This window comes from Streptomyces thermolilacinus SPC6 (genome assembly GCF_000478605.2).
GTDB lineage: Bacteria > Actinomycetota > Actinomycetes > Streptomycetales > Streptomycetaceae > Streptomyces > Streptomyces thermolilacinus.
Map to the genome: position 1 here is coordinate 5,870,196 of NZ_ASHX02000001.1, position 24,247 is coordinate 5,894,442.

The 24,247-nt window shown below is 73.3% G+C and carries 16 protein-coding genes; 7 read left to right on the plus strand and 9 right to left on the minus strand.

Translation table 11 applies throughout. The annotated features are described in order from the left end of the window. Nucleotides 1-7 precede the first annotated feature (7 nt). The 4 genes from J116_RS25500 to J116_RS25515 form a co-directional block, all read right to left on the minus strand. Nucleotides 8-1,330: a hypothetical protein gene (locus tag J116_RS25500; RefSeq protein WP_023589912.1), complete on the minus strand. Its 1,323-nt coding sequence runs from the start codon at nt 1,328-1,330 to the stop codon at nt 8-10. Then, nucleotides 1,327-2,388, minus strand: a complete 1,062-nt coding sequence (locus J116_RS25505; protein WP_023589913.1) for a hypothetical protein — start codon at nt 2,386-2,388, stop codon at nt 1,327-1,329. Before J116_RS25505 ends, J116_RS25500 begins: the two co-directional genes overlap by 4 nt. 124 nt (nt 2,389-2,512) lie before the next feature. After that, on the minus strand, nt 2,513-3,385 hold the full coding sequence (locus tag J116_RS25510) for an acyl-CoA thioesterase (RefSeq protein WP_023589914.1): 873 nt from the start codon (nt 3,383-3,385) through the stop codon (nt 2,513-2,515). 55 nt (nt 3,386-3,440) lie between these two features. Continuing rightward, the gene (locus tag J116_RS25515; protein ID WP_023589915.1) at nt 3,441-5,954 is read right to left on the minus strand and encodes a DEAD/DEAH box helicase; all 2,514 of its coding nucleotides are present in this window, start codon (nt 5,952-5,954) and stop codon (nt 3,441-3,443) included. Nucleotides 5,955-6,075: 121 nt separating this feature from the next. On the opposite strand from J116_RS25515, the gene J116_RS25520 reads away from it, so the two are divergent. Continuing rightward, complete coding sequence (locus J116_RS25520) at nt 6,076-6,867, plus strand: metal-dependent hydrolase (RefSeq protein ID WP_023589916.1); 792 nt, start codon at nt 6,076-6,078, stop codon at nt 6,865-6,867. A gap of 421 nt (nt 6,868-7,288) precedes the next feature. Further along, on the plus strand, nt 7,289-8,908 hold the full coding sequence (locus J116_RS25525; protein WP_028964515.1) for a peptide-N4-asparagine amidase: 1,620 nt from the start codon (nt 7,289-7,291) through the stop codon (nt 8,906-8,908). Nucleotides 8,909-9,218: 310 nt separating this feature from the next. Here the strand turns inward: J116_RS25525 and J116_RS25530 are convergent, their stop codons facing one another. Both J116_RS25530 and J116_RS25535 read right to left on the minus strand, forming a co-directional pair. After that, on the minus strand, nt 9,219-12,161 hold the full coding sequence (locus tag J116_RS25530; RefSeq protein ID WP_023589918.1) for an FAD-binding and (Fe-S)-binding domain-containing protein: 2,943 nt from the start codon (nt 12,159-12,161) through the stop codon (nt 9,219-9,221). A 40-nt stretch (nt 12,162-12,201) separates the two neighbouring features. After that, the gene (locus J116_RS25535; protein ID WP_023589919.1) at nt 12,202-12,651 is read right to left on the minus strand and encodes a MarR family winged helix-turn-helix transcriptional regulator; all 450 of its coding nucleotides are present in this window, start codon (nt 12,649-12,651) and stop codon (nt 12,202-12,204) included. A 122-nt stretch (nt 12,652-12,773) separates the two neighbouring features. On the opposite strand from J116_RS25535, the gene J116_RS25540 reads away from it, so the two are divergent. Next, a complete protein-coding gene (locus J116_RS25540) occupies nt 12,774-14,696 on the plus strand; it encodes an ABC transporter ATP-binding protein (RefSeq protein ID WP_023589920.1) in 1,923 nt (640 codons plus the stop codon). A gap of 268 nt (nt 14,697-14,964) precedes the next feature. Then, nucleotides 14,965-15,837, plus strand: coding sequence for an endolytic transglycosylase MltG (mltG, locus tag J116_RS25545; protein WP_023589921.1), 873 nt, complete (start codon nt 14,965-14,967; stop codon nt 15,835-15,837). A gap of 69 nt (nt 15,838-15,906) precedes the next feature. Here the strand turns inward: mltG and J116_RS25550 are convergent, their stop codons facing one another. After that, nucleotides 15,907-17,016, minus strand: coding sequence for an NAD(P)-binding domain-containing protein (locus J116_RS25550; protein ID WP_023589922.1), 1,110 nt, complete (start codon nt 17,014-17,016; stop codon nt 15,907-15,909). Between the two features lie 63 nt (nt 17,017-17,079). On the opposite strand from J116_RS25550, the gene J116_RS25555 reads away from it, so the two are divergent. The 3 genes from J116_RS25555 to malQ all read left to right on the plus strand — a co-directional run bounded on the left by J116_RS25555 (nt 17,080) and on the right by malQ (nt 22,585). Further along, nucleotides 17,080-17,502 carry a secondary thiamine-phosphate synthase enzyme YjbQ gene (locus J116_RS25555; RefSeq protein WP_023589923.1) on the plus strand — a complete coding sequence of 141 codons (423 nt, stop codon included), beginning with the start codon at nt 17,080-17,082 and terminating at the stop codon, nt 17,500-17,502. A gap of 780 nt (nt 17,503-18,282) precedes the next feature. After that, nucleotides 18,283-20,427 (plus strand): glycogen/starch synthase, encoded by a 2,145-nt coding sequence (locus tag J116_RS25560; RefSeq protein ID WP_023589924.1) that lies wholly within the window; start codon nt 18,283-18,285, stop codon nt 20,425-20,427. 31 nt (nt 20,428-20,458) lie between these two features. Continuing rightward, complete coding sequence (malQ, locus tag J116_RS25565; protein ID WP_051203616.1) at nt 20,459-22,585, plus strand: 4-alpha-glucanotransferase; 2,127 nt, start codon at nt 20,459-20,461, stop codon at nt 22,583-22,585. A 55-nt stretch (nt 22,586-22,640) separates the two neighbouring features. Here the strand turns inward: malQ and J116_RS25570 are convergent, their stop codons facing one another. Beyond that, entirely contained in the window at nt 22,641-23,750 is a 1,110-nt protein-coding gene (locus J116_RS25570; protein WP_023589926.1) for a DegT/DnrJ/EryC1/StrS family aminotransferase, read from the minus strand. Continuing rightward, complete coding sequence (locus J116_RS30495; RefSeq protein WP_023589927.1) at nt 23,747-24,181, minus strand: sugar 3,4-ketoisomerase; 435 nt, start codon at nt 24,179-24,181, stop codon at nt 23,747-23,749. The genes J116_RS25570 and J116_RS30495 overlap by 4 nt, the downstream gene beginning before the upstream one ends. Nucleotides 24,182-24,247 lie beyond the last annotated feature (66 nt).

Below are 24,247 nucleotides of genomic sequence, written 5' to 3' on the forward strand. Positions count from 1 at the left end.
AACCCGGTCAGCGAGCGGGGAGTCTCACCTGCACCGGGCCGCAGCCGATGCGCTCGGCCTCCGCTCTGACGTAGCCGGGCAGCAGGTCCCGGACGATGTCCGCGTCGCTGCGGAACGTGTCGAGGTTCTCCACCGTCATCACCACGGGGCCCGTCTGGCACGTCACCTCGTACACGGCGCGGTTCGGGGCGATCACCCCGCTGCCCCTCGTGCCCGGGACGCGGGCGCCTCCCTTGAGCAGTTCCCGTGAGTACACCTCGGCAACGCCCGGATCGACGACCGTCGACAGCCGCACGTCCGGGTCGCGCCTACCGCCCGCCTCGCAGGTCCGGGCCACCCCGCCCTCGCCGCTCACGCGGTACCGCTCCAGGGGCTCGCGGTAGGCGGTGGGGAGCCGGAGGCCCTTGACCCCGCAGAAGGCGTCCGGTTTCACGTCCTCCCAGTCGGGCAGGGGGGCCAGCTTCCCGGGGGCCTTGTAGGCGCCGGAGCAGCCCAGCTCGCGGATGACGCCGTTGGCCGCCTCCACGGTCACGCGCGCCAGCGCGTCGCGGTCCGGCCCGTCGTAGTCGCTCGGGGAGTCGAAGTCGTGCTCGCCCAGCGCCACATCGACGACGGTGGCGCCTTCCGACAGCCCGGGGCGGCCCACGCAGCTCTGGGGTACGGCGAGCCACGCGCGGGACGCGGAGACCATGCCCGGCAGGCCGTCGCCCAGCGGGACCATGCGGCTCGAGAGGAACTCGGCGGGCCAGCGGCGGTCGTCGGTGCCGTACAGCCCGTCGAGGGCGTGCACCCGCACGATCACCTGCCGACGCGCCCGGTCCCCCTTGAAGCTGGTGATCCGGCACTGCCCGTACGAGAGCGAGGCGGTGCGCGGGTCACGCCGCAGGTCCTGCTCGTCCACCTCCAGCCGGCGGTCGCCGAACAGGGCGGACGTCCCGGCCCCGCTGAGGGAGTCCCAGCAGGGGGCGGGCTTCAGCAGCGGGAGGGTGTCCGTCCGCCAGGCCACCGTCCCGGCGCCGAGCAGCACACCGGCGAGCCCGGCGGCGGTCGCGGCGAGAACGGTGCGGTTGCGCAGGAGGCGGCGCAGCGCGGACGGCCGGTCGGGGGCGGCCGCCGGTGCCCCGTCGGGCGCGGGCGTGTCCGCCGTACCGTCGTGCGCGGCCACGGCGTCGTCCGGGGCGTCGTCGTGCGCTGCCCCGGCCCGGTCCGGTTCGTCCTTCCCGGCCCCGGCCCCGGCCCGGACGGCCGGCTCCTGCCGCGCCTCCGTCGCGCAAGCCTCGGCGCTCTCGGCGCTCGCCCCGAGCGTCTTGTCGTGCTCGCCGGTCGTCATGCCTTGCCCCCTGTTCCGCATCCGATGCGGGTGCCCACGGACGCGACGAAGTTCCTGAAGGACCGTTGGACGACGGCCTGGTCGGCGGTGAGCGAGCTGTCGACGTGCCCGTAGAACACGGTGGCCCGGCCGTCGCAGGTGGCGCGGGTCAGGCCGTGGGCGGTCCCTTCGGGCAGCCCCTCGAACAGCGCGGCCATCCGGGGCGTGCCCGTCATGACGTACTGCACGACCGGCATCTCCGACCCGCCGCGTGACCTGGCCGTGGCCGTGCACGTCTGGAGCCGGGTCGTCACGGCGCCCACCTGTTGCTGGTAGTACGCGTCGGAGCCGAACTCGAAGCTCACGCCCGGTATCCGGCACAGCGGCGTGGCCGCGAGTTCGCTCCGCTCCGCGACGGTGACCAGCGGCGACGTCGTGCGCAGCGGCTGGTCCGGGGAACAACCCGTGTGGCTCATGCCCGTGTTGGCCACGTCGAGCAGCATGCGCGTGACCGCCGAGTACGTGCCGATGCTGAACGGCATGGTGACGCGGCCCAGATGGCCGTCGCCCCAGCCCTCGCCGCGCATCGTCACCACGGACGGCCTGCCGTCCACATCGCACGCCTCCGGCAGCACCAGCATGGCCCGGTCCCCGGCCACCAGACCGTCGAGCCCGTCCGGCAGCGGGGTCATGGAGCCGTCGAGGTACTGCGCCAGCCACGCGTGGCGGTCCTTCGCCGCCGGGACGGGGCCGTATTCGACGACGACCCGCTCGTCGAAGGTCAGCGGCTCGTCCGAGTCGTCGTCCTCGACGGTGGAGGCCACGGCGACCGTGCAGGTTCCCCGCGGGCGGCCGGCGGAGGGCGGCGCGGACTCGGTGCCCGTGCGGGCCGATCCGGACTCCGCCACCGCCTCGCCGCCGAGGAACGACGGGCCGCTGTTCTCCTGCCACGCGCCCCAGCAGTAACTGTCCCGGAACGGCCCGCTGTCCGTGGCGTACAGGCCGATCCCGGTCGCCAGGAGCGCGCCCGCGAGCAAACCGCCGATGACCCGCGGGCGCTTTCGTGTGCCGTCAGCCATGACTTTCCCCCTTGCGCATTCGCGAAGTCAGAGCAAACGGAGTGATCCTAGAGGTCCGTGCTCCGACACCGGAGCGCCGGGGGCGGGGGCGGCCCGATGGTCATGGCGTGGTCCGGGCGGGTTCTCAGCGCAGCCGACGGAACAGGCCCTCCTGGACCACCGAGACGAGCAGCCGGCCCTCCAGGTCGTAGATCCGGCCGCGCGCCAGGCCCCGGCCGCCCGTGGCGATCGGGGACTCCTGGTCGTACAGGAACCACTCGTCGGCGCGGAACGGCCGGTGGAACCACATCGCGTGGTCCAGCGACGCCATGTCGAACCCGCGCGGCCCCCACAGCGGCTCTACCGGGATGCGCACCGCGTCCAGCAGGGTCATGTCGGAGGCGTACGTCAGCGCGCACGTGTGGACCAGCGGGTCGTCGCCCAGCGGGCCCACCGCGCGCATCCACACCGCGCTGCGCGGGTCGGCGTCCTTGATCTCCTCGGCCGTCCAGCGCAGCCGGTCCACGTACCGGATGTCGAACGGCTGGCGGCGCGCCATCCGCTCCAGCGACTCTGGCAGCGCCCCCAGGTGCTCGCGGATCTCGTCCACCACCGGCGGCAGCGTTTCCGGCGCCGGGAAGTCCAGGCGCGGCGGCAGCTGGTGCTCGAACCCGGCCTCCTCCGGCTGGTGGAACGACGCCGTCAGATTGAAGATCGTCTTGCCGCGCTGCACCGCCGTGACCCGCCGCGTCGTGAACGACCGGCCGTCGCGCACCCGCTCCACCTGGTACACGATCGGCACGCCGGGGATGCCCGGCCGCAGGAAGTACGCGTGCAGCGAGTGGACCGGGCGGTCGCCCTCCGTCGTGCGGCCGGCGGCGACCAGGGCCTGCCCGGCGACCTGCCCGCCGAAGACCCGCTGCAACGACTCCTCGGGGCTGCGGCCGCGGAAGATGTTGACCTCGATCTGCTCCAGGTCGAGCAGGTCGACCAGCCTCTCGGCGGGGTTCGTCGTCATGGGCTCTCCGGTTCTTCCTCTCGTTAAGGGCGGGGCGGGAAACGGCGGGCGGCGGTCAGAACGGGCCCACGTCGGTGACGCGGACGACCGCGCGGCCCTCCTCGTCCGACGCGGCGAGGTCCACCTCCGCGCTGATGCCCCAGTCATGGTCGCCGTTCGGGTCGGCGAACGTCTGCCGGACCCGCCACAGGCCGTGCTCCGGGTCCTCCTCGATGGACAGCAGCTTGGGCCCGCGCGCGTCCGGGCCGGTGCCCAGGTCGTCGTACTCGTCCCAGTACTTGTCCATCGCCTCGCCCCACGCGTCGGCGTCCCAGCCGGACTCGCCGTCCAGCTCGCCCAGCTCCTCCACATGGTCCAGCGCGGCCAGCTCCACCCGTCGGAACATCGCGTTCCGTACGAGGACGCGGAAGGCGCGGGCGTTGGCCGTGACCGGCTTGACCTGGTCGGCCTTCTCCTGCGCCTGCTCGGCGGTCTCCACCTCCGGGTTGGCCAGCTGCTCCCACTCGTCCAGCAGGCTGGAGTCCACCTGGCGGACCATCTCGCCCAGCCAGGCGATCAGGTCCTCCAGGTCCTCGGTCTTCAGGTCGTCCGGGATCGTGTGGTCCAGCGCCTTGTACGCGCTCGCCAGGTACCGCAGCACGATGCCCTCGGTGCGGGCCAGCTCGTAGAACGAGGTGAACTCCGTGAAGGACAGCGCCCGTTCGTACATGTCGCGGATCACAGACTTCGGCGACACGGGATGGTCACCGACCCACGGGTGCGACTTCCGGTAGACGTTGTACGCGTGCCACAGCAGCTCCTCCAGCGGCTTCGGGTACGACACCTCCTGGAGCCGCTCCATCCGCTCCTCGTACTCGACGCCGTCCGACTTCATCTCGGCGACCGCCTCGCCGCGCGCCTTGTTCTGCTGCGCGGCGAGGATCTGCCGCGGGTCGTCCAGCGTCGATTCCACCACCGACACCATGTCCAGCGCGTACGACGGCGACTCCGGGTCCAGCAGCTCGAACGCGGCCAGCGCGAACGTGGACAGCGGCTGGTTCAGCGCGAAGTCCTGCTGGAGGTCCACGGTCAGCCGGATCGTGCGGCCCTCCGCGTCCGGCCGGTCCAGCTGCTCGACGACCCCGCCGTCCAGCAGCGACCGGTAGATCGCGATGGCGCGGCGGATGTGCCGCAGCTGGTTCTTGCGCGGCTCGTGGTTGTCCTCCAGCAGGCGGCGCATCGCCTCGAACGCGTTGCCCGGCCGGGCGATCACGGACAGCAGCATCGTGTGCGTGACACGGAAACGGGAGGTCAGCGGCTCCGGCTCGGACGCGATCAGCTTCTCGTAGGTGTTCTCCGTCCAGTTGACGAAGCCCTCGGGAGCCTTCTTGCGGACGACCTTGCGGCGCTTCTTCGGGTCGTCGCCCGCCTTCGCCAGCGCCTTCTCGTTCTCGATGACGTGCTCGGGCGCCTGCGCGACGACGAACCCGGCCGTGTCGAACCCGGCCCGCCCGGCGCGCCCGGCGATCTGGTGGAACTCCCGGGCGCGCAGCGTGCGCACCCGGTTCCCGTCGTACTTCGTCAGGGCGGTGAACAGCACCGTGCGGATGGGGACGTTGACGCCGACGCCGAGCGTGTCCGTACCGCAGATCACCTTCAGCAGACCGGCCTGGGCGAGCTTCTCCACCAGCCGCCGGTACTTCGGCAGCATGCCCGCGTGGTGCACGCCGATGCCGTGCCGCACGTACCGCGACAGGTTGCGGCCGAACGTGGTGGTGAACCGGAAGTTGCCGATCAGCTCGGCGATCTTGTCCTTCTCCTCGCGCGAGCACATGTTGATGCTCATCAGCGACTGCGCCCGCTCGACGGCGGCGGCCTGCGTGAAGTGGACGATGTAGACCGGCGCCTGCTTGGTGTCCAGCAGCTCGGTCAGCGTCTCCGTGATCGGCGTCGTCCGGTACTCGTACGACAGCGGCACCGGGCGCGTCGCGGAGCGGACCACGGCGGTGGGGCGGCCCGTGCGGCGCGTCAGGTCCTTCTCGAACATCGACACGTCGCCGAGCGTCGCCGACATCAGCACGAACTGCGCCTGCGGCAGTTCGAGGATCGGGATCTGCCAGGCCCAGCCCCGGTCCGGCTCCGCGTAGAAGTGGAACTCGTCCATGACGACCTGGCCGATGTCGGCGTCCTTGCCGTCGCGCAGCGCGATCGACGCCAGCACCTCGGCCGTGCAGCAGATCACCGGCGCGTCGGCGTTCACCGACGCGTCGCCGGTCAGCATGCCGACGTTCTCCGTGCCGAACAGCTTGCACAGGTCGAAGAACTTCTCCGACACGAGCGCCTTGATCGGCGCCGTGTAGAACGTCACCTGGTCATTCGCCAGCGCCGTGAAGTGCGCACCCGCCGCGACCAGGCTCTTTCCCGAGCCGGTGGGGGTGGAGAGGATCACGTTGGCGCCGGACACCACCTCGATCAGCGCCTCCTCCTGGGCCGGGTACAGCGAGATGCCCCGGGCTGACGCCCATGACGAGAAGGCCTCGAAGAGGGCATCGGGATCGGCGGTCTGCGGCAGCTGATCGATAAGGGTCACGCCTCCATCTTGCCTGGCTTCGCCCGGGAAGCGGGAACCGGCCACCGCCCCGAAGATCACGAGCGGTACCCTGTCCCGTCAACTCGGGTACACGAAAAGCGGACTGGGGCGGGGCACGCACATGATGGGACCGGCGCACTCACTCTCCGGGGCGGCAGCCTGGCTGGGGGTGGGCGCCGCGGCAACCGCCGCCGGACATCCCATGCCGTGGCCGGTTCTCGTCGTCGGCGCGCTCATCTGCGCCGGAGCGGCGCTCGCCCCGGACCTCGACCACAAGTCGGCGACGATCTCCCGTGCCTTCGGGCCGCTGTCCCGCTGGCTGTGCGAGGTCGTCGACAAGCTGTCGTACGCCGTCTACAAGGCGACCCGCACGCGCACGGACCCGCGCCGCAGCGGCGGCCACCGCACGCTGACCCACACCGCGCTCTGGGCGGTCGCCATCGGTGTCGGCGGTTCCGTCATCGCGGTCACCGGCGGCCGCTGGGCCGTCCTCGGCATCCTCTTCGTCCACCTGGTCCTCGCCGTCGAGGGCCTGCTGTGGCGGGCCGCCCGCGTCTCCAGCGACGTCCTCGTGTGGCTGCTCGGCGCGAGCTGCGCCTGGATCCTCGCCGGGGTGCTGGACCATCCCGGCAACGGCGCGAACTGGCTGTTCGACGCGCCCGGGCAGGAGTACATGTGGCTGGGACTGCCGATCGTGCTGGGCGCGCTGGTGCACGACATCGGCGACGCGCTGACCGTGTCGGGCTGCCCCATCCTGTGGCCGCTGCCGATCAAGAAGAAGCGCTGGTACCCGATCGGCCCGCCGAAGGCGCTGCGCTTCAAGGCGGGCAGCTGGGTCGAGGTCCGCGTGCTGATGCCTGTCTTCATGGTGCTCGGCGGCTTCGGCGGAGTGGTCGCGCTGAACGTCATCTGAGACAGGCGTGCGGGGCGGGCTGTGCGGTCCGCGGAGCTGCCCACGGCGCGGGGCGGTCCTCGGCTGTCCCCGTGCCGAGGTCCGGCCCGCCGGGCTTTCCGCGGTGAGGCGGGGCGCTCCGCGGGGCCTTCCCCGGCCGGGGGCGGTCGGCGGGGCCTTCCCCGTCCGGGGGCCGGTCCGCCGGGCCGTCCCTGGCCCTGGGGCGGTCGGCGGGGCCTTCCCCGTCCGGGGGCCGGTCCGCCGGGCCGTCCCTGGCCCTGGGGCGGTCGGCGGGGCCTTCCCGCCCTGGTGCGGTTCGCCGGACTTCCTGTGGCATTCGGCCCGGTCTGCCGCGTTTCCTCCGTCGGGGCGCGTACAGAACCAGCCGATGTACGTCCCGCCTCTGGCGCCCACGTCCGGCCCCGCGCTTCACTCCCTCCCCATGGGACAACGAACGATCATGAGCATGATCACCGGTCTGGTGCTCGCCGCCGGTGTTCTCGCGGGAGGGCCGGCCGCCGCCATCGCGGCCGAGCGGCCCGCGGTGCCCGCCGAGTTCGGCTCCGACTGGCACGACCCGGTGAGCGCCGCGCCGCCCGTGCCCCGGCCGGAGGGAGTGCGCTCCTGCGAGGTGACGGTCGCCCGCGCCCAGTTCCGCGACTTCACCCCGTACCGCGGCTCCTACACGCCGCCCGAGGGCTGCGGCAGCCGGTGGAGCGCCGTGGTGCTGCGCCTCGACGGCAACGTCAAGGGACGCCAGTACGACCGGCTCGGCCACCTCTCCATCGGCGGCGTCGAGGTATTCCGCACCTCCACCCCACAGCCCTCGCCCGAGGGCATCACGTGGTCGGTGGAGAAGGACGTCACCCGCTACAGCGACACGCTGAGCCGCCCGCAGCCCGTCGAGATGCTCATCGGCAACGTCGTCAACGACACGTACACGGGCGTAATCGACGTCACCGTCACCCTCACCTTCTACGCGACCCGCGCCCCGGACGGCCCCGCTCCCGACCCGGCCACCACCCCCGAGCGCGTCCTGCCGCTCGGCGCGGACGGCACCGTCACCACCCCGCGCAACACCGAGCGCCTCCTCGCCGAGGTCTACGCCACCGGCTCCGGCGGCGGCTGCGAGGAGTACTGGTACATGAGCGTCCCGACCGGGGCGCCCTACTCCTGCACCGCCGCCGACGGCCCTCACCGCGAGGTCCGCATCACCGTGGACGGGCGGCTCGCCGGGATCGCCGCGCCCTTCCCGACGGTCTGGACGGGCGGCTGGTCCAACCCGTTCCTCTGGTACGTGATCCCCGGGCCCCGCGCCCTCGACGTCAAGCCCGTCGTCTACGACCTGACGCCCTTCGCCGGACTCCTCAACGACGGCCGCCCGCACCGCGTCGAGGTCTCCGTCGCGGGCGCCCCGGCCGGACAGCAGGGCTGGAGCACCCCCACCAACCTGCTGCTGTGGCAGGACGAGGGCCGCGACGTCGTGACCGGCGCCCTCACCCGCCACGAGGACGGCGGCCTCGCCAACAGCTCCGTCCACACCCCGGGCGCCCCTCACCGCCTCGACACGACGGCCGCGCACCGGCTGACCGTCGCCGGGTACCTCGACACGTCCCACGGCCGGGTGACCACCAGCGTCACCCGCTCCGTCGGCCACACCTCCGTCCACCGCTGGGGCGCCGACGAGAACCCCGACGCCCTCGACGCCACCTGGACCGACCACGAGACGGTCACCACCGGCGCCACCACCACCCGCACCCGGCGCACGTACACGATGGACGGCGAGACCACCCTCGGCGCGGGCGACCGGCTGCGCACGGTGCTGAGCCTCGCCGACCGAGCCCGCACCGACGTGGAGCGCGACGGCCGGCGCCTGACCTTCTCGCGCCTCGACAACACGTACACGGGCGACGCCACGTTCACCCTCGGCGTCCCGCGCGACCAGCGCCGCGCGGTGGGCACCTCGATGGAGCGGTACCGGCTCCACGACTCCGCCGGATGCCACGACCGCACGCTCCGCACGGCCCAGGGCGCCCTGACGGAGGACCGCGCCCGCTGCTGACGAGCCCCTTTCCGGCTCCCGCGCGGCCTCCGGAGCCCGCGCCCGCGCCCCGGCCCGCGCGGCCTGCTGAGCCGCCCGGGGCCCAACCGCCCGGGCAGGCTCCGAGCCGGGTGCAGGGCTCCGGCCGCCCGGAGTCCGGGGCACGGCGGGCCGCCGTCGTCGTCACGCGCGGCGGCCCGCCGTCCCCCGTGCCGGTCCGTTACGCCTCCGCCGGGCGCTCCGAGCCCACCCCCGGCCGGGGTGCGGCCCTCGTGCCCGGCCGGGGGTGGCCCGCATGCCCGCCGCTCCCGCGGCCTTCGCGCCACCGGCCTCATGGGCGCGTGGCCCGCTCCAGTTCCAGGAGCACCGACCGGTACGGGCGGCCCGTCGCGTGCTGCATCCCGATCTCGCACGTCCGGTTGGCCGACAGATACGCGTCGAAGGCCCGCGTCCGCACCTCGGCCGCCTCCCGCGCCGTCGCCGCCTCGGTCAGCTCCCGGTGCAGCAGCCCCCGGTCACCGGCGAACGCGCAGCAGCCCGCGTCGGCGGGGACGACCACCTCGTCCGCGCACACGGCGGCGAGCGCGGCCAGCCGGTCACCGACGCCCATCGCCGCCGCCGAGCACGTGGGATGGACGACGGCGGAGCCCACCGTCCGCCGCACGGTCAGCCCCGGCAGCAGCCGGTCCGCCGCCCACACGACCGCGTCGTGCACGGTGAGTTCGCCGTGCAGCTCCCGCGTCCGCCCGTCCAGGTACGGCACGAGCTCGCGGCCGAGCCCGAGAGCGCACGACGAGGCGTCCACGACCAGCGGCAGCAGCCCGCCGCCGGTCCACCCCCAGGCGGCCTCGACGACCCGCCGGGCCATCACCGTGGCGCCCTCCTCGTACCCCTTGGACGCCCAGGCCGTCGCGCAGCACAGGCCGCGCACGTCACCGGGAATCCACACCGGCAGCCCCGCGCGCGCGGAGAGGGCCACGACCGCCCCCGGCAGCGAGGGGCCGTCCGGGTGCCTGTCCGGCCCGCCGAACACGCGGTTGACGCAGGCCGGGAAGTACACGGCCGCCGCCCCCGCCCGGTCGGTCCGGGGCAGCTCGACGGGCGCCGCGTCCGGCAGCCCGGGCAGCCACTCCGGTACGAGATCGGGGCGTACGGCCCTGCGCAGGGCGCCCGTCACGGCCCGCGGCAGCCGGTCGCCCGCGACCCGTCCCGACCGGTACGCGGCGGCCACCGCCCGCCGGGCCGCGCCCTCCACCACCGCGAAGTTCCGCGCGGCCGCCGCCGCGGCCCGCTCCTCGCGCGCGGAGTGCCGCAGATGGCGCAGCCGTTTCATCAGCGCGCCCGTGTCGATGCCGACCGGGCAGGCCGCCGCGCAGGAGCCGTCGGCGGCGCACGTGTCCACCGCGTCGTACCCGTACTCCGCCACCAGCGCGTCCTCCACGGGCGAGCCATGGGCCTGGCGGACCATCTCCCGGCGCAGCGTGATCCGCTGACGGGGCGTCGTCGTCAGGTCCCGGCTGGGACAGACCGGCTCGCAGAACCCGCACTCGATGCACGCGTCCACCAGCGGCTCCACCGCGGGGACGGACTTCAGGCCCCGCAGATGGCCGCTCGGGTCCCGGTCGAGGACGATCCTCGGGGCGAGCACCCCGTACGGGTCGATGGCCTGCTTCGTCCGCCACATCAGCTCCGTGGCGCGCGGCCCCCACTCCAGCTCCAGGAACGGCGCGATGTTCCGCCCCGTCGCGTGCTCCGCCTTCAGCGAGCCGTCGAACCGCTCGACGGTCATCCGGCAGAAGGCCTCCATGAACGCCGCGTACCGCTCCACGTCCGCCGGGGAGCCCGGGTCGAACGCCAGCAGGAAGTGCAGGTTCCCGTGGGCGGCGTGCCCGGCGACCGCCGTGGTGAAGCCGTGCTCCGCCTGGAGTCCCAGCAGGGCCGCGCACGCCTCGGCGAGCCGCGCGGGCGGCACCGCGAAGTCCTCGGTGATCAGCGTCGTACCGGGCGGGCGGGAACCGCCGACGGCCGTGACGAACGCCTTGCGGGCCTTCCAGTACCCGGCGATCGTGCCGGCCCGGCGGGTGAACGTGTTGGTCACCGACTCCACCGGCGCGACCAGCTCCAGCGTGTCCAGCACCTCCACCGCCGCCCACTCCTGCGCGTCCAGCGCCGCCGCGTCCGGGGCGCGGAACTCGACCAGCAGCGCCGCGCAGTCACGCGGCAGGTCCGCCCAGTCGGCGGGCACCCCGGGCACGCTGACGGAGGCGCGCAGCGTGTTGCCGTCCATCAGCTCCACGGCGAGCGCCCCCGCAGCGGTGAACCGGGGCACCGCCGCCGCGGCCGCCGGCAGCGACGGGAAGAACAGCAGCGCCGTCGACACCTTCCGGTCCAGCGGCAGCGTGTCGAGGACGACCTCCGCGATGAACCCGAACGTGCCCTGCGAGCCGACCATCAGCCCCCGCAGGATCTCCACCGGAGTCGCCCCGTCCAGGAACGCGTCCAGCCGGTAGCCGTTGGTGTTCTTGATCCGGTACTTCGCGCGGATCCGGGCCGTCAGCTCCGCGTCCGCCTCGATCCGCGCCTTCAGGTCCAGCAGCGCCTCGCACAGCTTGGGCTCCGCGCGCGCCAGCACCTCGTCGGCGGCCGGGTCGCCCGTGTCCACGACCGTGCCGCTCGGCAGGACGACGGTCAGCGACGCCACCGTCCGGTACGCGTTGCGCGTGGTCCCGGCGGTCATGCCCGAGGCGTTGTTGGCGACGACCCCGCCGACCGTGCAGGCCGCCGCGCTCGCCGGGTCGGGGCCGAGGACCCGGCCGTACGGCGCGAGCGCGGCGTTCACCCGGGCGACCGTCGTGCCGGGCCGTACGCGCACCCGGGCGCCGCCGTCGAGCACCTCGACGCCCTCCCAGTGCCGCCGCACGTCCACCAGGATGTCCTCGCCCTGCGCCTGCCCGTTCAGGCTCGTCCCGGCGGCGCGGAAGACCAGCTCGCGGCCCCTGCCGTGCGCGTACGACAGGATCGCCGACACGTCGTCCAGGTCCTCGGGCACCAGCACCACCCGCGGCACGAACCGGTACGGACTGGCGTCGGAGGCGTACCGCACCAGGTCGGAGACGCGCGCCAGCACCTTGTCCGGGCCGAGGATGGCGGCCAGCTCCTCGCGGAGCCGCGAGGACGCGCCGTGCGCCAGCAGGTCGGGCAGCCGGTCGGGGCGGGGGGTCCGGGCAGGGTCGCCCGGGCGCAGGGGGTCCGGCTTCGGCTCCAGCAGCGGCATGTCACGTCCCCTCGACGGTGCACGCGGGGCGCACGGCGGCTCAGCAGCGCCGCTCCGGCACTCCGTCTACCAGAGCGGACAGCAGCCCGCCGAGCACGTCGCGCTGCTCGGCGGTCAACGGGGCCAGGATGTCCTCTGCGGCGGCCCGGCGCGCGCTCCTCAGCTGCCTCAGCGTGGCGCGGCCCTCGTCCGTGAGCTCGATCCGGATCACGCGGCGGTTGGCCGGGTCCGGGACGCGGCGCACCCGGCCGCTCGCCTCCAGCCCGTCCACCAGGCTGGTCACCGCGCGGGGGACCACCTCCAGCCGCTCGGCGAGGTCCGCCATGCGGGGAGGGCTCTCGTAGTGCGCGACCGTGCGCAGGAGGCGGGACTGCGCGGGCGTGATGCTGACCTCCGCGGCCTCCAGCTGCCGCTTCTGGCTGCGGTGGAGTCGGCGGGTCAGCCGCAGCAGCTGCTCGGCGAGCAGGCCGTCGGCGTCGGGTGCGTTCATAATCAGGACAGTATCAGGACCCCGCTCATTGTGTACATAGGTAACTAAGAGCTATGCTCTGCGTCGCAGGGCCGCGTCCCCTCCGGCGGGGGCGCGACCGACCGACCGGCCGGAAGGAGCCCATGCGTATCCACGCCGAGTCCACCTGGACCCCGCCACCCCCCGATCCGGACCAGCCCCCGGCGGAGATCCGGCGCATCCTGCGCCTCTTCCGCCCCTACCGCGGCCGGCTCGCCTTCGTCGGCCTGCTCGTCGGCGCCTCCTCCCTCGTGGGGGTCGCCTCGCCGTTCCTGCTGCGCGAGATCCTCGACACGGCCATCCCGCAGGGGCGTACGGGGCTGCTCAGCCTGCTCGCGCTCGGCATGATCCTCACCGCGGTGGTGACCAGCGTCTTCGGCGTCCTCCAGACGCTGATCTCCACCACGGTCGGGCAGCGGGTCATGCACGACCTGCGCACGGCGGTCTACGGCCGCCTCCAGCGGATGCCTCTCGCCTTCTTCACCCGTACGCGCACGGGCGAGGTGCAGTCGCGCATCGCCAACGACATCGGCGGCATGCAGGCCACGGTCACGTCCACGGCCACGTCCCTCGTCTCCAACGTGACGGCGGTCGTCGCGACGATCGTGGCGATGCTCGCGCTCGACTGGCGGCTCACGGTCGTCTCGCTCCTGCTGCTCCCCGTGTTCGTGTGGATCAGCCGCCGGGTCGGCAGGGAGCGCAAGGCGATCACCACCCAGCGGCAGAAGCAGATGGCCGTCATGGCCGCGACGGTCACCGAGTCCCTGTCCGTCAGCGGCATCCTGCTGGGCCGCACGATGGGCCGCGCCGACTCGCTGACCCGCTCCTTCGCCGACGAGTCCGAGCGCCTGGTCGGTCTGGAGGTCCGCGCCTCCATGGCCGGCCGGTGGCGGATGGCGTCCGTCACCATCGTCATGGCCGCCATGCCCGCGCTGCTCTACTGGGCGGCCGGGCTCGCGCTCCAGGCGGGCGGGCCGACCATCTCCATCGGCACGCTCGTCGCCTTCGTGTCCCTCCAGCAGGGCCTGTTCCGCCCCGCCGTCAGCCTGCTCTCCACGGGCGTGCAGATCCAGACCTCGCTCGCCCTGTTCCAGCGGATCTTCGAATACCTCGACCTGCCCGTGGACATCACCGAGCCCGAGCGCCCCGTGCGCCTGGAGAAGATCCGCGGCGAGGTGCGCTTCGAGGACGTCGCCTTCCACTACGACAAGGACGACACGAGGAGCGGCCCCACGCTCGACGGCATCGACATCGTCGTCCCCGCGGGCAGCCGCCTCGCCGTCGTCGGCGCCACCGGCTCCGGCAAGTCCACCCTCAGCTATCTTGTGCCCCGTCTGTACGACGTGACCGGCGGCCGGGTCACGCTGGACGGCGTCGATGTGCGCGACCTCGACTTCGACAGCCTCGCCCGCGCGGTGGGCGTCGTCTCGCAGGAGACGTACCTGTTCCACGCGTCCGTCGCCGACAACCTCCGCTTCGCCCGGCCCGACGCGACCGACGCCGAGATCGAGGCCGCCGCGAAGGCCGCCCAGATCCACGACCACATCGCCTCGCTGCCCGACGGGTACGACACGCTGGTCGGCGAGCGCGGGTACCGGTTCTCCGGCGGCGAGAAGCAGCGCCTCGCCATCGCCCGGACCATCCTGCGCGACCCGCCCGTGCTCATCCTGGACGAGGCGACCAGCGCCCTCGACACCCGGACCGAGTTCGCCGTCCAGCAGGCGATGGACGCCCTGTCGGCGGGCCGCACCACCATCACCATCGCCCACCGGCTCTCCACCGTCCGCGACGCCGACCAGATCGTGGTCCTGGACGGCGGCCGCATCGTCGAGCGCGGCACCCACGCCGAACTGCTCGCCCGTGGCGAGCGGTACGCGGCGCTGGTCCACGGCGACGCGGAGATGGACGACGCCCCACGACGGGGCGCGGTGGGCGCGGACGCGGAAGCGCCGCCGCTCCCGTGGGACGGGAGTGCGGCGGCGCCCGACGGAGCGAGCGTCAGAAAAGCCCGCTCACAAGGTCGATGACACCGGTGAGCAGCTTGGTGATGAGGTCCATCGGGGGTTCTCCTTGCGACTGGTTCATGTGGGGGATCACGCGGTCGCGGACTGCAGCCCGTCACTTGCGCACCGTAAGCATCACGCGCCACGGCGGATCGGGACAGCGGAATGCCGGTACGGCCACACGTTCCGGCGAACATTCAATCCATCGTTCGCCCGTTCAGCCTCATCCGTCACACATGCCGACATATCCCATATGCGGAATTTAAGAGGATCTTCGGGTTAGCGTGCCCGCATGAGGCTCGTGACCCTGAAGGCGCCCCGTCACAGGCACCGGAAACGCGGCAGACCCCGGCTGACCCGCCGGGGGCGGGTCGTGCTGATCACCGGCGTGCTCGCCGTCGTCACCGCGGGCGCACTGGTGCCGCTGCTCCTCATCCGCGACCCGGCTCCGCCGCCCAGGCCGCCGGAGAAGACCCGCACTCTGCTCATCCCGGAGGGCTGGCGCGCCGGCCAGGTGTACGACGCCGTGGACAAGGCCCTCCACGTACCGCCCGGCACCACCCGCGCCGAAGCCGGTTCGGCCCGGCTCGGCCTGCCGGCCGCCGCCAAGGGCAACCCCGAGGGCTTCCTGTTCCCGGCGACGTATCCGATCGACTCGAAGACCACGCCGGGTGGCCTGCTGCGGTACATGGTGACGACGGCGGGGGAGCGGTTCGGGACGCCGAAGGTCGCACAGGGCTCCCGGCGCAGCAGCCTCAGCCTCTACGAGACGGTCACCGTCGCCAGCATCGTGCAGGCCGAGGCCGACACGGAGGACGACATGGGGAAGGTCGCCCGCGTCATCCACAACCGCCTGGCCCGCGGCATGCCCCTCCAGATGGACTCGACGCTCAACTACGCCCTGGACCGCTCCACCCTGGACACCTCGCACGCCGACACCCGCATCGAGAGCCCGTACAACACCTACACGACGGCCGGACTGCCCCCGACCCCCATCGGCAACCCGGGCGAACAGGCCGTCCACGCCACCATCGCCCCACCACCCGGCGACTGGCTGTACTTCGTCACGGTGGATCCCGGCGACACCCGCTTCACCGCCGACTACGACGAGCACCTGGCAAACGTGGCGGAGTTCAACCACAACCGCCGCACGGCGACTTCGTAGAGCCCTCCAGGCCCAGTGCCCGACGCCTGCGACCTCGCACAGGGCCGGGGCTTCGATCCGCCGCAGCCGTCACAACGACCCGCTCATCACCCGGCCCCCGCCCGTCACGCCACGGCCCTGCAACAGCCTCCGCACGTCGCGGACGGCGGCGCGTCCGGCGCGGTTGGCGCCGATCGTCGAGGCGGAGGGCCCGTAGCCCACGAGGTGCACCCGCTCGTCCCGTACGGCGCGGGTGCCGTCCACCCGTATGCCGCCGCCCGGCTCGCGCAGCCGCAGCGGCGCCAGGTGGTCGATGGCGGCCCGGAAACCGGTCGCCCAGAGGATCACGTCCGCGTCCACGGCCCGCGCCTCACCGTCATCCGAGGCGTCCCAGGCCACACCAGTCGGGGTGATCCGGTCGAACATCGGCCGCCGGTCCAGGACGCCGCGCGCCCGCGCCCGACGGATCGCGTCGTTCAGCGGCAGCCCCGTCACGCTCACCACGCTGCGCGGCGGCAGGCCCTGCCGTACCCGCTCCTCGACGAGCGCGACCGCCGCCCGCCCCTCGGCCTCCCCGAAGCTCCCCTCGCGGAACACCGGCTCGCTGCGCGTCACCCAGGTCGTCCCGGCCGCCACGTCGGCGATCTCCAGCAGGTGCTGCGTACCGGACGCCCCGCCGCCGACCACGACGACCCGCAGCCCGGCGAACGCCTCCGGCCCCGGATAGTCCGCCGTGTGGAGCTGCCGCCCGCGGAACGTCTCCTGCCCCGGGTAGCGCGGCCAGAACGGCCGGTCCCAGGTGCCCGTCGCGTTGATCAGCGCCCGCGCCGCGTAGACGCCCTCGGAGGTCTCGACGCGCAGCCGCCCGCCGTCGCCCTCCCGCACCGCGGTCACATGGACGGGCCGGTGCACCCGCAGGCCGAAGGCCTCCTCGTACCGGGCGAAGTACCCGCCGATCACCTCGGAGGACGGCTGGCCCGCGTCCGCCCCGGTCAGCTCCATGCCGGGCAGCGCGTGCATCCCGTGGACCTTGCCGTACGTCAGCGAGGGCCACCGGAACTGCCAGGCCCCGCCCGGCTCCGGCGCGTGGTCCAGCACCACGAAGTCCCGGTCGGGCACGTATCCGGTGCGCCGCAGGTGGTACGCGGCGGACAGCCCGGCCTGCCCGGCCCCTACGACGACCACGTCGATGTCGTTCACGTTTCCACCAACCGTCACGGGGCGAAGGATCTTCCCGCCGCCCCGAACGGGCACCATGGAGGCATGAGCGACGCATTCACGACCCGCACGCTGGACATCACCACCGGACGCCGCGAAACGGTCCACGACCTCACGGACGCGTGCGCGGCCTTCCTCGACGAGGTGGCGGCCGGCCGCGACGGCCTGCTGAACGTCTTCACTCCGCACGCCACAGCCGGCGTCGCCCTCATCGAGACCGGCTCCGGCAGCGACGACGACCTGCTGGCCGCCCTGCACACCCTCCTGCCCGCCGACGACCGCTGGCAGCACCGCCACGGCTCCCAGGGCCACGGCCGCGACCACGTCCTCCCCGCCCTGGTCCCGCCCCACGCCACCCTCCCGGTCGTCAACGGCCGCCTCGCCCTCGGCACCTGGCAGTCGGTCTGCCTGGTCGACACCAACAAGGACAACCCGGAGCGGAAGGTGCGGTTGTCGTTCCTCGGGTAGGGCCGCGTCCGCCGCCACCGTAGGAGTGATGACCGGCCGCAGGAAGTGAGAGAGCCCGAGCTCTGGGCAGGGCTCGGAGAGCAGTCCTGCGCGGCGATGTACGCCCGGGTAGGATGCCACCCGCGACGAACTCGGTGACAGGCTCGTGGTGCCGGGCGGGCACGACGGCCACGGGGGAGTGTTCCTGTCTCCCGAAGCCGATCTTCGCTGCCGATCTTCGCTGCCGACCTTCAGTGGCGCAGCCGGTTCGCCCCCGGGCCGCCGGCGACCTCGCCTCGCGATGGTCCCGCCAGCGGCCATCCCGCTTCGGCGTCCGGTCCGGGAGAAAGGCTCGATCCGAGCCCACTGCGCATCGGTCAACGGCACATCCGGACCAACGACCGACTGATCCGAACGAGACCGCCCGGGAGCTGTGGCACCGCACAACCCGACCCGCTCCGCCCGGCTGCGCGACCGTGCCCGGACAGGCACGGCGAACACGGAGCCGGGCCACTCCCCGCGAACCTCGGACGACAGGACGTGCCGACGCTGTCCCGGACCTCCCGCCACGCTGCCACGCTGATGCCGGTCCTCACCGGACCGGTGCGCGATGAACAGAAGAGTCTCCTGCTCGACTTCGCGACTCGTCGGCGCGCTGCCGACCACCGAAGTCCGCTCCCCCCGCCGGGCCGTCCGGAGGAGCCGGCTGGTCAGGCATACCTCAAAGAGGTCTGCTGGGCGGCCCGGTCACGGGCCCAGACTGAGAGTCCGGTGATGCGCGAGTCATGAGGTGAGCTGGGCATGCACGTGGTGAACTTGGCCTTCGAGGCGGGCGCGTTCGACGCCGCACTGATGCGCAGCGGAACCTCGTCACTCGTCTGGCACTCCGCCCGGGAGCTGGCCGCGCGCGGTCACCGGGTGTCCGTCGTCACCCCCGCCCACGGCCGCGCGGACCACCTGCGTTCCGTCCACGGCGCCACAGACGTGGAGTACCACGACTCCTACGTCCTCCCCCTGAGCCTGGACCCCGCCGTCTGGCCCGGCTTCCCGGCCGAGACCGGCGTACCCCTGCGGACCACGGCCCTGCGGATGGAGCGGAACGGGGTCGAGCTGTACTTCCTCTCCAACGATCTGTTGGACCGGCTGCCCGACACCTTCTATCCGGACGAGTCCGCCGAGGGAGCGGATCTGTCGTACTTCAAGACCCTGGCCTTCCAGGCCGACGGCGTCCGGTTCATCAGGGCGTTCTTCGGGGCCGGTGCCGATGTCGTGCAGGCATACGAGCCGGTCCATCACTACGCGGTCCCGGCCGCGCTGCGGGCCGAGCCGGGGTGCCCGGTGGTGAGCACGGTGGCGACCAACATGCCGGTGAACCTGAAGGTGTACCGGCCGCAGGTCGAAGCGGTGCTGAAGCTGCTGGGGGCCGAGGCTGACCTGGACCGCTGCACCGACGTGCCGCTCGCAGAGGACGACCTGCCCGGACGGGTCATGCGCGATCACCTGGCGTCGGTCCGGGCGTCCCGTCGGGCCGGCCCCGGTGATGTGTGCGTGTACGCGCTGACGGTGGACCAGGCCGACGCTGTCGACTTCATGGTGGAGGGCCAGGCCGAGACGTACACCACCTTCGGCGACACGCCCTTCGAGGAGTACTTCCGGCGGCTGGCCGTCTCACGGGTGATCCGGGAGAACGCCCACAAGTTCTTCGTCGGCGGCTGCGCGATGTCGGAGAGCTGGTTCGCCCGGGACCCCGCCGCGGTCGACCGGCGGGCGGTGCTCACCTCCCTGGGCCTGGACCCGGACCTGCCGACCTTCTACCACGCGGCCCGCTACTCCGTGGAGCACAAGGGGCAGCTGGAGCTGATGCGCGCCGTGGACGAGGTGCTGACCGCGGGCGGCGCCGCCAACTTCCTGCTGCGCTTCTCGCTCGGTACCGCGGCCCGGCCCCCCGAGGGGAGCGGGGACGCGTTCTTCTCGGAGATCGCCGCGCGGCACCCGGGGCGGATCCATCTCGACTGGCGGATGGTCGACGAGGACACCCTCTTCCAGCACGCGGCGGCGTCCGACTTCTGCGTCTTCCCGGGCAAGTACGAGCAGGACACCTTCCTCATCGCCCAGGGCGAGGCCATGGCCTGCGGGGCGGTGCCGATCGCTACCGGGCAGGAGGTCACCCGTCACTTCGGGCAGTCCTTCGATCCGCGCGAGCCGGAGGCGACCGGGTTCGCGGTGCCGCGTTCCTTCCGCACCGACGACGAGTTGCTGCGCGCAGCCCTGGTCCGCCGGTTCGAGGAGGCCATCAGCCTGTTCCACGGGGACCGGTCCGAGTACCGGCGGCTGTCCGGCAACGCCCGTGCCCGCGCCCGCCGGTTCACCTGGGCGCGCAGCGGCGCGCTGCGTGAGGCGGCCTTCCTGCGGCTGGTGGAGCACGGGGAGCTCGCGCGGTCCGTACCCGTGCCCCTGCTGATCGCGCGCGGCTGGTACGACCTGCTGGACGACGCCGCGCGGGCCGCCGACCGCGACCTCCTCGTACGGACCGCCGTCGCCACGGGCGCGGCGGACGTCCTGGTGCGCGAGGCCCCCGACGATCCCGCGCTGCTGCGTGAGGCATTCCGGCACGCCTACGACCGGGCCCGCTTCGCTGACTGCGCCACGCTCGCCCACCACCTCGGCGACGAGGACCTGGCGGCCACCGTGCGCGAACGCCTGGCCGCGCGCCGGGGCGCCGACTCCTGGACGGCCGAGTACCGGTTCCCGCTCGCCGAGCGGGTGGAGATGTTCCTCCCTGGCGCCGACGGCCATCTCGCCGTGGTCGCGGAACGCGCGGACCACGTCTTCCGGGCCACGTTCCCCGGCCCGTACCAGGACACTCCGCTGGTCGTCCTGCTCACCCTGCCGTACGGCAGATCGGCCTGGGACACGGTTTCCCCCGCCCGTGTCACCCCCCTCTGAGCCCCGTCCGACCTCCCTGGGAGAAGCCACCGTGCCCACCTCACCCCTGTCCGAGGACCTTGCCGAACTCGCCCGTGCACACGGTGTGGACACCTGGTACCTGACCGAGAAGGGCCACCGTGTCGACGTACCAGCGCGTACCGTCGTCGCCGTCCTGGCCGCGCTGGACGTCGACGCCGCCACCCCCGAGGCCGTCGCCGCCTCCCTCGCCGACCACCGACGACTGACCGCCACCCGGCTGCTTCCCGCCTGTGTGATCTCCCGGCCCGCCGCGCCCGCCCTGCTGGACCTGCCGGAGAGGGCCGAGGCCCGTGTCGTCCTGGAGGACGGCGGTACCCGGGCGATATCCGGCCGCGGCGTCCCCGCCGACCTCCCGCTCGGCTATCACCGGCTGTACGTGCGGTACGGCGCCCGGAGCACCGAGGCGCCGCTGATCGTCGTACCGGACCGGATCGCCGGGCCGGAGCGGCGGGAATGGGGGTTCGCCGCCCACCTCTACTCCCTGCTGTCGGCCGGTTCCTGGGGCATGGGTGATCTGGCCGACCTGGCAGACGTCGTGCGCTGGTCCGCCGCCGAGGGGGCCGGATTCTGCCTGGTGAACCCGCTGCACACGCTGCTGCCCGCGACGTTCTCCGACCACTCCCCCTACTGGCCGTCCACGCGCCGGTTCCCGGACCCGGTGCATGTCCGGATCACCGACGTCCCCGAGTACGGCGCGCTGGCCGGCGCGGATCGTGCGGCGATGGCGGAGCTGCTGGAGCGGGCCGGTGCCCTGCGCGAGGCGGCACTGGGCGAAGGCGGGCTGATCGACCGGGACGCGGTGTGGGCGGTGAAGCTGGCCGCGCTGCGGCTGCTGCACCGGGTGGAGCCGAGCGCGGAACGGCACGCGGCGTACCGGGCCTTCGTCGAACGGGAGGGACAGGACCTCGTCGACTTCGCCACCTGGTGCGCCCTCGCGCACACCCACGGGCCGGACTGGTCCACCTGGCCGGAGGAACTGCGCGACCCGGCCACCGCGCGAGGGCTGGAGCGTTACGCGGAGGAGGTGGAGTTCCGCCGCTGGGCCGCCTGGATCGCCGATGAGCAGTTCGCCGCCGTACAGCGGACCGCCCGTTCCGCCGGAATGGCGGTCGGCGTGATCCACGACCTCGCGGTCGGCGCACACCCCCGCGGGGCCGAGTCCTGGGCGCTGCGGCGGCTGCAGGCAGCCGGTGTGGTGATGGGCTCCCCGCCGGACACCTTCACCGCGCAGGGCCAGAACTGGCATCTGCCGCCCTGGCGCCCGGACCGGCTCGCCGAGGAGGGGTACGCCCCGTACGCCCGGCTGCTCAGGGGCGTCATGCGGCACGCGGGCGCGCTGCGCCTCGACCATGCGATGGGCCTGTGGCGCCAGTGGTGGATCCCGGACGGCGTGCCGATCCCCGAAGGCACCTATGTGCGCTACGACTGGGCGGCCATGCTGGGCGTGCTGCTGCTGGAGGCCCACCGGGCCGGGGTGGCGGTGATCGGGGAGGACCTGGGCACCGTCGAGGCCGGGGTGCGGGAGCGGCTCGCCGAGCGCGGGGTGCTCGGTGCCTCGGTGCTGTGGCTGGAGCGCACCGGCGACACCGAGGAAGCTGATCGGCCGTTGCCGGCGCCGTTGTGGCGGGAGAACTGCCTGGCCGCGCTCACCAACCACGATCTGCCGACGACCACCGCCAGGCTGAGCGGCGCCCATGTGGAGGTGCTGCACCGCCACGGCCTCCGGGACGGCTCCGTCGAGGAGTACCGGACCGCCGAACTCGCTCAGATCCGCGAGTGGCTGGCCGCATTGGACCGGGAGGGGCTGCTGCCGGCCGACGGGCCGGCTCCGGGCGAGGGCTGGGCGCTGCCCCCCGCGCCGGGGCGGGAGGGTGTCTCCTCGGCCGAGCTGGGTTTGCACCCGGTGGTCGCCGCCTTCCACCGGTTCCTGCTGCGTACCCCCGCCCGGCTGCTCTGCGTCTGGCTCCCCGACACCGTCGGCGATCTCCGCACCCAGAACCTCCCCGGCGTCCGCTCCGGCTACCCGTGCTGGCGCTGGCCCCTGGCGGACTCAGTCGGGCGGGCGGTGCCCCTGGAACGGCTGATGACGGCGCCGGGGGCGGCCGAGGTGGCGGCGCTGCTGTCCAAGGGCGAGTGACAAGGGCTTACCAGCACCGCAAGGCGCTTTCCGGAGGTCGACGGGCCCCCGACCCTCAGCTCGCGCCGAGGCTCTCGCGTACCGTGGCGATCACCCGGTCCGTCAGTTCCGGCGTCAGGTGGGGGCCCATCGGCAGGCTGAGGACCTCCTGGGCGAGCCGCTCGGTCAGGGGGAGGCTTCCAGGCGCCCACTCCAGGTCGGCGAATGCGGCGGAGAGGTGCGGTGGTTCCGGGTAGTGGACGAGGGTCTCGGTCCCTGCCTCGGCGAGCCGCCGCTGGAGCAGGGCCCGGTGGGCCGTACGCACGACGAACAGGTGCCAGACCGGCTCGGCCCATTCGGCGGTCGTCGGCAGCACCAGGCCGTCCAGACCGGCCAGCCCCGTCAGATAGCGGTCCGCCGTCTTCGCCCGCAGTTCGTTCCACTCGTCCAGGTGCCCGAGCTTGACACGCAGCACCGCCGCCTGGATCTCGTCGAGCCGCGCGTTGCGGGACACGGTCTCGTGCCGGTACTTCTCGCGGGAGCCGTAGTTGCGCAACAGCGCGATGCGGTCGGCCAGTTCCGGGTCGGAGGTCACCACCGCGCCGCCGTCGCCCAGCGCGCCCAGGTTCTTGCCCGGGTAGAAGCTGAACGCCGCCGCCGTGGCGCCGTGGCCGACCCGGCGGCCCCGGTAGCGGGCACCGTGCGCCTGGGCCGCGTCCTCCACGACGTGCAGGCCGTGCCGGCGGGCCACCTCGTGCACGGCGTCCAGGTCGACGGGATGGCCGTAGAGGTGCACCGGCATGATCGCCCGGGTGCGCGGGGTGACCGCGGCGTCGAGGCGGGCCGGGTCGATGCCGGCGGTGTGCTCGTCCGGCTCCACCGGGACCGGAACCGCGCCGGCGGCGGCCACCGCGCCCCAGGTCGCGATGAAGGTGTGCGCCGGGACGATCACCTCGTGCCCGGCTCCGATGCCGAGCGCGCGCAGCGTCAGCTCCAGCGCGTCGAAGCCGCTGCCGACGCCCACGCAGTGGCTGCTCTCGCAGTAGGCGGCGAACTCCGCCTCGAACGCGCGCAGTTCGGGACCGAGCAGATACCGCCCGGAGGCGGCCACCCGGCGGACCGCGTCGTCGAGTTCGGATGCGAGACCCAGCGAGTCGGGCCGCAGATCGAGAAAGGGCACCTTCACGGCTGCCTCCTGGCATCGCGCAGGAACGTTTCGTGGTCGCGGTAGTAGTCGGCGTCCTCGTACGGCCGGGAGGCCAGGACGAGCGCGACCGCGCCCGGGGAGAAGTCGGTGAGCTCCCGCCAGACCATCGGGCCGATGCGCAGGCCGCGGGCAGGGTTGTCCAGGACCATGGTGTCCCGGGAGAACCCGTCGTCGAGCGTGATCCGGAAGCTGCCGTGCACGGCGAGGAGGAGCTGTTCGAGGCGGCGGTGGCCGTGCGCTCCCCGCACCGCGTCGCCGGGCACGTCGTAGAGGTAGTACACCCGCCGGATCTCGAACCCCAGTGCCTCGTCGGCCTCGACGGCGGAGAGACTGCCGCGGCCGTCGGTGTGGCGCGGCAGGCTCACCGTCCACCACGAGCCGACCGTGCCGACGCGCTGCTGCGTTTCCAAGGTGTGCGCACTCCCTTCGCTGTCCCGGGGCCGGTGCGGTCATTGTCGGGGCGGTCCGGCGCGGGG